The sequence below is a fragment of the Nostoc favosum CHAB5714 genome (assembly GCF_020829495.1).
GTDB lineage: Bacteria > Cyanobacteriota > Cyanobacteriia > Cyanobacteriales > Nostocaceae > Nostoc > Nostoc favosum.
In genome coordinates this window covers 1-10369 of record NZ_JAIVFQ010000159.1, presented here as the reverse complement: position 1 = coordinate 10369, position 10369 = coordinate 1, and the positions used below count along the sequence as shown (strand labels likewise).

Below are 10369 nucleotides of genomic sequence, written 5' to 3'. Positions count from 1 at the left end.
AAACGTTCGAGCGCCGTGTGCAGCGTGCGCGGCAGCAGCTGCTCGCGATCCGCCGGGGGCAGCGCCTCGACCTGGCGCAGGTACTCGCGGGAGTCCTCGGGCAGCACGCGCATGCCGTCGGGCAGGTGCAGGAAGTCCTGCTCGAGGAACCGGCGCGCACGCGTGACCTTCAGGCCGCGATGGAGCATCACGAAGATCGCCCAGAAGCCGAGCACGAAGCAGACCTCCTGCTCGGGGTCCTTCGCGATGATCCAGAACGAGCGCTCCGGCACGTAGTTCGGATCGCCCGCCATCGCGGTGGCCTGCTCCGCCAGCAGCACGCTCGCCTGCGGACGCACGACCGCCGTGTAGAACGCGTGCACGAGCACGAAGATCCCGAGCAGCGCGAACAGCTCGAGCATGAACTCCGAACGGTTCCGCCTGTGCCCGCGCTGCGCAGGTGAAACGGGTGGATCGGTGGTGATCGCCAAGGGGGGACCTCGCGTGCTCTGGTGTGCTGCTCAGATGTCGATCGGGAACGAGACCTCGAAATCCGCGCGGACCTTCTCCGACGGCTCGAAACGTTGCGGCGACGCGCGGCCCGCCCCCGTGGCCGCCGGCGTCGCCGGCTTCGCTTCCGCAGCGGGGCTCGCTGCAGACGACTTCGCATCCGCGGGTGCCTTCGGATCCGTCGCGGTCGCGGGCTGCGGGTCCGTCGCGGGCGAAGGTGACGATGCGGGCGGCGATGCCGATGCCGGCGCCGATGTCGACGCCGGTGCCGGCGCGGCCGCCGGTGCCGTTGCCGACGCCTGTCCCGCTGCCGACGCCGCGCCCGGCGACTCCGACCCCGTCCCCGCGCTCTGCGCGAGCGCGAACCCGGCTGCGAGTCCGAGCGCGAGGCCGAGCAGCGTGCGCACGCGCACCCCGCCGCGCGCCGCGCCGTCCTTCACCGTGTTCATGCGCTCACTCTCCATGCTCCGTTCACTCCGCGTACCGTGCGATGCGGAACCCGAGGTTCGGCCGGCCGCTCGCGCCGTAGTCGCGATAGGCGAGCCGCAGCTCCGCGACCCGCGACGTGAGCCAGCTGCTGCCGCGGATCGCGTACGCCGCTCCGTCGTTCGGACCCGTCGGATCCACGGCCGGCGCGCCCCCCTCCGGGTAGACCGTGTAGTAGTCGTGCACCCATTCGAGCACGTTGCCGCCTAGATCGTAGAACCCGAGCGCGTTCGCGGCGAAGCTGCCGACCGGAGCCGCGACGCGGAAGCCGTCGTCGTAGTTCTCGAGCACCGGTCCCTGGAGGTAGACCGCCTGCGCGTCCGCCCAGTTGCCGGCTTTCGGCGGGATCGGGAGATTGTCGCCCCACGGGTACTTGCGCGCGCCGCCGCGGCCGTCCGCGCGCGCCGCGTACTCCCACTCCGCTTCGGTCGGCAGGCGATAGCCGGTCGTCGCCGGGGACGCGAGCACGAGCTTGCCACCCTGCCGCACGTACGCGGCGGGCAGGCCGTCCCTCTGCGACAGCCAGTTGCAGTAGGCCGCGGCGTCCTCCCACGAGACGTTCGCGACCGGGTAGTTGTCGAGGTCGAGCGTCTCCTGCCGGAACGCGCCCGTCAGGTGGTCCGGCTTGAACTGCCGGAAGTCCGCATTCGTGACGGCACGCACCGCGACGTACACCGGCCGCTTCAGCTCGACGATTCGTTGCGCCTCGTTCGTGCGACGCCCCGGCTCCCGGCGCGGACTGCCGAGCGTGATGCGGCCCGCGGGCAGCAGCTTCAGCACCTGGCCGCTGCTCGTGCGCACGCTGCCGCCGAGCCGCGCGACCTTCTGCTCCGCCGCGGTCTTCAGCTCGTACTTCACGGACTGCGGCAGACCGGGCCGCGGCGTGAGGGTCGTACGGAACGTCTCGAGCCCCGCCTTGCGCACCTCGAGCGTGTGCGGCACGGACGGCAGCGACAGCTTCTGGTTCGCGGCGCCGCGCGAGCGGCCATCCACGTACAGCTCCGCATCGCGCGGCTCGCCCTGCACGACGATCTCGCCGAGCTGCGCCTCGAGCTTCAGCGCGAGCGACTGCTGCGCCTTCGGCTCGAGCGTGATCGAGCGCGTGACGGGTGCGTAGCCGGCGCGCGTGACGAGGATCTCGTGCGCCGCGCCCGGCGCGAGCGTGAGCGTGAGCGGCGTCCGGCCGCGATATGCGCCCGACACGCTCACGTCCGCGCCCGCCGGTTCGGTGCGCACCGCGAGCCGCGCGTCCGGCAGGCCGAGCTGCACGGGACCGACCGTCTGCGCTTCGCCGGCCTTCACCGTGATCATGGACTCCCACGTGCGGAACTCCGGATGCGCGAGCGCGACCGCGCGACGACCCGCGTCGAGGTCGCCGGTGTACGGCGTGGTGCCGACAGCCCTGCCGTCGACGAGGACCTGCGCGCCGGCGGGCACGGATTCGAACTTCACCGCTGCGTAGCCGGGCACGAGCTGCACCTGCAGCGCCTGCTTCTTCCCGAGCCCCTCGATCTCGACCGTGCGCTCGAGCCGCTCGTGGCGAGGTGCGTCGAACGCGAGCAGCTGCGTGCCCGCCGGCAGCGTGAGTTCGCCGGGGGCTTCGCCGACGGCGCGGCCGTTCGCGGTCACCGTCGCGCGCACGCCGCCGGTGTCCACGACGAGCGTGCCCGGCAGCTTCGCGAGCGCGAGCTCGAATTTCTGGTTCGCGGCGGACGTGACCGTCACCTTCTGCACGCCGGCGACGTAGCCGGCCTTCTCCACGCGCAGCTCGTACTCGCCCGGCAGTACGAGGTGCCAGCCACCGGTGCCGACGTCGATCGCGCCCGCGAAATCGACGCGATCGGGGTCGAGGCCGGGCTTCACCTGCACCGTGACCGCAGTGGACGCGAACAGGAAGGCGAGCACGAGCGCGAGCACGCCGCCGACGGTCCAGACCGCGACGCGGCCGGGCGAGACGCGGACCCGTGGGCCACGACGCACGGCCGCGGCGGCGGACGCCGCAGGCGCGTCGAACGCGATCGCGTGCAGCGCCTGGCGCGCGGGCACGTCTTCGGCACCGATCGCGAGCGGCAGGTCCTCGTACAGCGGCGGTTCGGTCTCGTTCGCACCGCCCTCGTGCTCGACCGTGAGACCCCACTCGTCGCCGTCCGCGTCCACACGGAAGCGCGCGCCCTCGATGTCGAACCGATCGCCGTCGTGCAGCCACGCGGATTCCGTGAGCGCCGCGTCGCCGAGTCGCACGGGCACCGTGCCCGCGGGCTGCAGGAACGGCTCGCCGTCCGCGAGACCGACGAGCGCCGCGACCGCGCCCGGCGCGACGCGCGGCACGAGCACGACGGCGCCCGGCCCGCCGAGCGTCAGCGGGAAGTCGGCGGCTGCCAGCGTGCGCGAGCCGAGCGGTTCACGGAGTGAGTACGTTCTCAAGAGGGCGTGTCGCTAGATCGGATCGGTACAGCGTATCTCGACCGGCGCCGGCGCGCCGCCGGGCGGCACGTCCACTTCGCGGCGCACGTCGCGGAAGCCCGCGCGGCGACCGACGATCGTGTAGCGGCCCGGGAGCAGCTCCAGTTCGCGACGCTCGAAGCTGCCGAGCCGGCCGACGCGGTACACGAGCACCTCGGTGAGGTTGTCGGACGCGAGCGCGACGCGTACGGGCGTTTCGGCCGCGACGATCGCGGCGTCGAGCCGTTCCGCCTGCGCGCGCAGCTGGGGCGCTGCGCCCTGCACCGCGGCGGCGGTGCGCAGCAGGCGTCGAGCGGCGCCACGATCCTCCGCGGAGTTCAGCCCGCCCGGCGTCGTCAGGTAAGCGTCGATGCGGGCCGCGAGCTGCGCGCGCGGCACGGCGCGCGCGCGCCCTTCCTGCGCGTACAGCACGGTCGGGTCGAGCGCGAGCGCGGCGTCGTAGGACTTCACCGCGTCCGCCCAGCGCTCCGCGCGCTCCGCGGCCTCGGCGTCCGCGCGCAGCTGCGCGAGCTTCGCGGTGCGGTCGCCGACGTCGAGCTGCGCGAACGCATCCGACACTTCCGCCGCGCCAGGATCGAGCGCGCGCGCCCGCTCGAATGCGGCGCGCGCGGCGGTGCGATTGCCGGCGGCGAGCGCCTTCTGGCCCTGCGCCATCGCGGTCGCAAACGCGTTCGAGCGATTCTGCGACGCGATGCGCGCGAGGCCGGCCGTGGCGGCGGGCGTCTGCGCATCGAGCGCGAGCGCCTCGCGATACTTCTCCGCCGCGCCCGCGAGCTGGCCGGCCTTCTCGAGATTCGAGCCTTCGTCCACGAGCGCGAGCACGCGGTCGAGGTTCTGCGCGCGCGCGAGGCCGGCGGTCGCTTCCTTCTGCGCCGGCTCGATCGCGAGCGCGCGTTCGTAGGCTACGCGCGCCGCACGCGAGTCGCCCTGCGCGAGACCGTCGCGGCCGGCCGCGAGCGCGGCCTTCAGCGCGGGCGCGCGCGCCTGCTGCACGCGCGCCGCCAGTTCCGCGCCGACGGCCCAGGCGGTTGCGGCGGCGACGTAGTCGCGGTCGCGGTACGCGCGCTCCGCGTCCTTGCCGCTGCCGTCCACGCGCGTCCAGTCCGCACCGCCCCAGACCTCGGCGCGCGCCGCGACGAGCGGCTTCACGGCCTGCTCGTACTTCGTGCGCGCTTCCTCCGCGCCGGTCTTCGCCTTCGCGAGTTCCGCGAGCGCGGCGGGATCGGTCGGCAGCGGCTTCGGGCCGGCCGCCGCCGCGGGCGTCGCGGGTACACCGGACGCGCCCGCCGCGGCGGAGGCGCCCGGCGTCGTCGCCGCGCGCGTACGCGCATCGCCCGCACCGACCTCGAGCGGATGCTCCGCGACCCAGCGCGGCAGCACGAACACGACGGCGATGGCCGCGAGCGCGAGCACGCTGCCGACGACGAGCGGCACGCGTGAACGCGCGGGCGACCGCGCGTCGCCGCGACCCGCGGACGCGCTCGACGCGGGCGCCGGCTGCCACGCCGCGCCGACCGCGCCCGACGGCTTCGGCGGTGGCGCGAGCGCGACCCGAGCCGCGACGCCGGGGGGTGCGGCCGCGAGCGAGGCGTCGCCGTCGTTCGCGGCGCGCGCGGGTGCGTCGTCCGTCGACGCGACTGCCGTGGCGAGCAGCGACTCGAGTTCACGCTGCACGGTGCGCACGTCGGGGCGTTCGGCCGGCGACTTCGCGAGCAGACGATGCACGAGCGATTCGAGTGCGGGCGGCACCGGATGCGGCGCGTGCAGCGCGGGCACGGCCTCGTGTTCCACCCGCGCCTGCGTGACGTGCGGATAGAACGGCGGGTGACCCGCGACGAGTTCGAACAGCAGCGCGCCGAGACCGTAGGCGTCGTCCTGCGGCGTGAGCGCTTCGCCGCGCCATTGCGCGGGGCTGCGCGTGTACGGCGAACCCGACGGCCGGCCGGGCTGCGCGACGAGCGCGGCGACGCCGAAATCGACGAGCTTCGCGCGACCGTCCGCGTCGCGTACGACGTTCGCGGGCTTCAGGTCGCCGTGCGCGAGACCGGCGTCGTGCGCGGCCGCGAGCGCGTCGAGCACCGGTCGCAGCAGCGGCAGCGATTCGTGCCACGGCCGGCCACGCAGGCCGACGAGATCGCCGCCGGGCAGGTGCTCCTGCGCGAGCGCGATGCGGCCGTCGCCGAGCGCCACGATGCCGTGCACGCGTGCGACGCCGGGATGTTCCGGCGCGAAGCGACGCATCGCGTCCGCCTCGCGCGCGAGTGCATCCGTCGCGCCCGCGACGGGCAGCTTCAGTGCCACGCGCTCGGGCGACTCGAGGTCGTCCGCGAGCCACGTCTCGCCGTGCGCGCCGGACCCGAGCCGGCGCACGAGGACGAAACGGCCCCCGACGCGATCGCCGCGGTTCGGTTCCGTCATTGCACCCGTCAGGTCTCGTTGCGTGGAGGCGGCGGCGGCACGGCCTGCGCCGTGCCCGCGGGCGCGGGAGTGCCGCTGGCGGCAGCAGCGCCGGCCGCCGGCGCGGCGGGCGCGCCCGTCGCCGGCACGCCGTCCGGCGCGGGCGCCTCGCCGACGAGGCCCGTCTCCTCGACGTAGAGCTCGTGCAGCAGCTTGCGCCACTCGGCGTACTGCGCTTCCGCGGTGCCGGTCAGCTTCAGCGTGCGGCCTTCGACGTCCACGACCATCGGCGCGGCTTCGCCCTGGAACGAGCCCGCGATTTCCTTCAGCGCGTCCGTGTGCATCTGGGCCTCCTTGCCCTTCTGGATGCCGGACATGACCGCCATCACGCCGCCCGCGACCGCCGCGGTGCGCGCCGCGCCCTCGATGCGCTCGCAGTTGTAGTTGTTCCCGCCGCACGTGCTCGGCATCAGGATGCCGCCGAGCACCGCTGCCGCGCCGAGCACCTTGCGCGTGGTCGCCTGACGGCGCAGCCGCTGCTCCGCCTCGATCTCGTCGTAGGTCGAGCGCCGCCAGGCCGAGTACGGCTCGTTCATCTTCTCGGAGAAGGACGCGTAATGGTCGCTCACCGTGTCGACCATGCTCTCGTCGCGCTCGCGGATGCGCTCGATGCGCTCGACGACCGGATCGCCGTCCGCGGGCAAGCGCACGACGCGATATGCGGGCGCGCCGTCCTTCACCTTGTCCTTCGCGAGGTACTCGTCGAACGCGGCCGGCGCGAATTCCCGCGCGAACCGCAGGTCCGCGACGCGCGGGATCTGCACGCGCTGCTCGCGCCCGAGCTGCTCGCGATACGCGAGCATGTCGTTCGCGACGTTCACGTAGACGTTCTGGTACGGATCGCGCGCGCGGCCCGGACCCTCGCGGTACGACGCGGTGTCCGCGGCCTGCTCGTAGGTCTTCGTGAACCATTCGCGACCCGTCGCGTCGCTCACGCGCACTTCGAGCGTGAGCGCGTAGCCGGTCGACTCGACGATGCGGCCGTCGACCATCACGTCCATCACGTCGACGGTCGCCGGCACGACGCGCACCGCGCCCCACTGCCCGGTGCCCTCGAGCGTCGTGCGCAGCACGTTCGGCATGTACCGCGCTTCGGCCTTGCGGATGTCGGGATAGATGCCCTTCTTCTCCGCGAGCTCCGGGTTGTCCTCGATCTCCTTCGGCAGCCCCGGATCGAAGATCCGCACGCCGACGTCGAGGAGTTCGTCCGCGGGGATCTCGGTGGTCGCCTGCACGGCCGCGAGCTTCGGCAGCGGGCGCGTCTCCTGCACGACGCAGCCGCTCGCCAGCGCGGCGAGCGCGACGACGGCGCCGAGACGGACGAGCAGGCCACCGCGGACGGCCATCGCCTTCGCGGCGAGCGCTTTCGCGACGCGTGGCTGCGCAGCGAGCGAGTGCACGTGGGTCATGTCACTGGCCCTTCTTGTACTTCCGATATTCCTCCCAGAGCTTCTCGCGGAGCTCCGGGTCCGTTTCCTTCATCGCGGCCTCGCGGATCTGGCGCGCGACGATGTCGTCGTCGCGCCCGTCCGGCACGTCCGCAGGCGCCGCACCGCCGCCGCCCTGCACCGTGCCGCCGGTGCCGCCGGTCGCGCTGCCGCCGTCGGAGCGCATCCCGCCGTCGCTGCTGTCGCCGCCGGGGCCCTCGCCGCCGCCGCCGCCCGCGCCGGGCTTGTCCCCGCCGGGGGCGCCACCGCCCGCCGCGTCGCCGGCGCCCGCCGCGGAGCCGTCGTCGCCGGCGCCGCTGCCCGTGCCGCCGCCGGCACCGGTGCCATCGCCCACTCTGCCGTTACGATCGGCGAGGATCGCCTCCTGTTCGGTGCGGATCCTGCCGTCGAACGTGCCGAGCGTTTCGTCGATGCGACGGTAGATCGCCGCGCGCCGATCCTCGCCCGGACGGCCGATTGCGCCGCCGGGGCCTTCGCCGCCGCCGGCTGCATCGCCTACACCGTCACCGCTCTCCGTCCCGTCGCCCGGGCCGCCGCCCGGGCCGCCGCCCGGCGCGCCGGGAGCGCCTGCAGAACCATTCGTGCCGGGCGCCCCGCCGGTTCCAGTACCGGCGGTCGTGCCCGCGCCGCCCACGCCGCCCGCACGTCCGGAGCTGCCGGAACTGCCGGAGCCGCCGGAACCGCCGGAGCTGCCGGTCCCCTCCGGACCCGCGCCACCGCTGCCGGTTCCCGGCAGCCCGCCGGGCAGACCCACGGTCCCGCCGGGAGTCGACACGCCGACGTTGCCGTTGTTGTCCACCGTGACGCCGCCCGGGAGCGTCGCGGTCGTCGTGACGGTGGGCCCGCCACCGCCGGCCGTGCCCGCACCGCCCGCACTGCCCGTCGAGCCTGCCGAGCCGGTCGATCCGGTCGATCCGGTGGAGCCCGCGGACCCCGCCGACCCGGCCGAGCCCGCAGACCCCGCCGAGCCCGCCGAGCCCGCCGAGCCCGCCGAGCCCGCCGACCCGCCTGCGCCGGACGCGCCGCCGCTCGGCAGTGAAGACGACGACGGCACGCCGCTGCCGCTGCCCGGTGACGAAGACGGGAAAGACACGGGCGAACTGCTGCCGCCGCCGCTCGAACCGCCCGACGAACCGCCCGACGAACCGCCGCCCGTCGACCCGCCGCTCGACCCGCCACCGGACGAGCTGCCGCCGGACGACGGCGACCCGCCGCTCGACCCGCCCGACGAGGACTGCGATTCGAAGCAGCCGCCGAGCGCGAGCGAGATCGTCACGGCGAGCACCGCGGCGCCGACGCCGCGTACGCCCGTGGCGGACCGCGCCGCAGGCGACCGGTCGCCGACGACGGCGGGCGACCCGCGCCGGTCACCCGGGCGGTCGCGATTCGAGGCGGAGTCAAAGCGCTTCATTCGGAGTCCCCTCCCGGCGAACGGCATGCGCGCCGTCCTCGGCCGGAGTATTTGGAGCGTCGCGCGCGCTCCGGGTTCAACGCGGATGCGATGCCGCCGGTGCGACCGCCGCCGGTGCGGCCATCCCCGGCACGCCGCCGCCCGTCGCCGCCGCCGACGCGCCCTGCCCGCTCAGTGACCGCCGCCGCCGGCGCCGGGCAACGCGGACGGGTCCGCACCCTGGAGGAAGCCGCGCAGCTGACCGGCGAGGCGATCGCACGCCGTGCCCTGCACCCGCGCGATGAACGGCAGCGGGACGACGAGGCCGACCATCGCCGACGTGCCGGTGATGTTCGTGCTCACGGAGCCCGCGGACTTCGCGGTCTTCAGGTCCCACACGGTCGCGACGTAGTCGGACTGCTTCTCCCACCAGCCGAAGCCGATGCACCCGGCGGCGCCGGGCGCCGCACCGCACGCGATGCTGCCGCCGCCATCCGTCCGGCGCGTGTTGCCGTCCACCCAGACCACGTAGCGCACGCCGGTCTCCGCGAGCCGCGTCGCGACCTTCGGCCGGTTCAGCAGCGACGTGACGCCTTCCGCACGCACGGGCGCGGTCGACGGCTCGAACCACGGGTAGAGCTGGTCCTGGAAGCGCTGGTTCGCGAACACCTTCATCGGGCGCTCGCCCTTCGCGAGCTTCTCGCCGACGCAGCCCATGAAGTCTTCCTCGGCGCCGGTGCCTTCGACCTGCGGCTTCGCGAGGATCACGATGCCTTCGTCCGCGGTGATCGCGGTCGGCATCATCCGGTTCTCGTCCAGTTTCGCCGTCATGCAGCCGGAGAGGAGCGCGAGGCCCGCGAGCGGTGCGAGCACGCGGACGACGGCAGCCGGACGCGCGGGCGCGCTCGGCGTGACCGGCGCCGCGGCGGACGTTTCGAGCATGGTCGACTCCTCCGGCGGCCGGCACCGTCCCGCCCGCGCGGGGGTCGCCGGCTGTCGTGTATCTAATGCACCGAGGATGGTCCCGCTCCGGGCGGCACGCCGTCGCTCACTGCGCTCCGCGCGCGTCGAGGGTGCGAGCGCGCACGAACGGCCTGCAGATCCAGAGCTTTCGTCCCGAATATACACGATGGACCCCACGCGGCCATGTCGGTGGCTGTCCTCCTTCCGCGACGGCCGGCCGCGCAAGTTCGAGGCGCCCCTGAGCGCCTTTTCGCGCGGCTCGCCGCGCTCGATTCGGCGCCGGCGCCGGGCTTCAGAGCAGCGCGAGCTGCCCGCCCGCGGGCGGTACCCGGAAGCGCGTGACGTCGAGCTCCGCCGCGGACTCCCGGTACCGGCCCTCGAGCTGCAGCCGGCGGCATGCGGCGTGGAAGCGCGCCTTCAGCAGCTCCGCGTACGGCCCCTCGCCGCGCATCCGGTGACCGAAGCGCGGGTCGTTGTCGCGCCCGCCCCGCATGCCCCGCACGAGCGACATCACGTGCGCCGCACGCAGCGGCGCGTGCGCGTCCAGCCACTCGCGGAACAGGTCCTTCACCTCGAGCGGCAGCCGCAGCAGCACGTACGCCGCGCCGACCGCTCCGGCCGCCGCAGCGGCCTCGAGAATCGCCTCGAGCTCGTGGTCCGTGACCGCGGGGAT

9 protein-coding genes are annotated in these 10369 nt (G+C 74.5%); 1 reads left to right on the top strand and 8 read right to left on the bottom strand.

Going from position 1 to position 10369, the window contains the following annotated elements; genetic code table 11:
- From LC586_RS37980 to LC586_RS37955, 6 genes are all read right to left on the bottom strand, one after another.
- Window positions 1–470, bottom strand: a 470-nt coding sequence (locus tag LC586_RS37980) for a hypothetical protein (RefSeq protein WP_229490917.1), incomplete at its 3' end; no start/stop codon positions are given.
- 30 nt (window positions 471–500) lie between these two features.
- Window positions 501–953 carry a hypothetical protein gene (locus LC586_RS37975; RefSeq protein ID WP_229490916.1) on the bottom strand — a complete coding sequence of 151 codons (453 nt, stop codon included), beginning with the start codon at window positions 951–953 and terminating at the stop codon, window positions 501–503.
- A gap of 7 nt (window positions 954–960) precedes the next feature.
- Complete coding sequence (locus LC586_RS37970; RefSeq protein ID WP_229490914.1) at window positions 961–3399, bottom strand: PEGA domain-containing protein; 2439 nt, start codon at window positions 3397–3399, stop codon at window positions 961–963.
- A gap of 12 nt (window positions 3400–3411) precedes the next feature.
- Complete coding sequence (locus LC586_RS37965; RefSeq protein ID WP_229490912.1) at window positions 3412–5856, bottom strand: serine/threonine protein kinase; 2445 nt, start codon at window positions 5854–5856, stop codon at window positions 3412–3414.
- 8 nt (window positions 5857–5864) lie between these two features.
- Complete coding sequence (locus LC586_RS37960; RefSeq protein WP_229490911.1) at window positions 5865–7304, bottom strand: hypothetical protein; 1440 nt, start codon at window positions 7302–7304, stop codon at window positions 5865–5867.
- Between the two features lies 1 nt (window position 7305).
- Complete coding sequence (locus LC586_RS37955) at window positions 7306–8142, bottom strand: hypothetical protein (RefSeq protein ID WP_229490919.1); 837 nt, start codon at window positions 8140–8142, stop codon at window positions 7306–7308.
- Here LC586_RS37955 and LC586_RS37950 point away from each other — a divergent pair.
- Entirely contained in the window at window positions 8132–8932 is an 801-nt protein-coding gene (locus LC586_RS37950) for a hypothetical protein (RefSeq protein WP_229490909.1), read from the top strand. The genes LC586_RS37955 and LC586_RS37950 overlap by 11 nt on opposite strands.
- Here LC586_RS37950 and LC586_RS37945 read toward each other — a convergent pair.
- Together LC586_RS37945 and LC586_RS37940 are read right to left on the bottom strand one after the other, a co-directional pair.
- A complete protein-coding gene (locus LC586_RS37945; protein WP_229490907.1) occupies window positions 8926–9675 on the bottom strand; it encodes a hypothetical protein in 750 nt (249 codons plus the stop codon). The genes LC586_RS37950 and LC586_RS37945 overlap by 7 nt on opposite strands.
- A gap of 313 nt (window positions 9676–9988) precedes the next feature.
- The coding region (locus LC586_RS37940) for a radical SAM family protein (protein WP_229490906.1) at window positions 9989–10369 on the bottom strand (381 nt) is incomplete at its 5' end.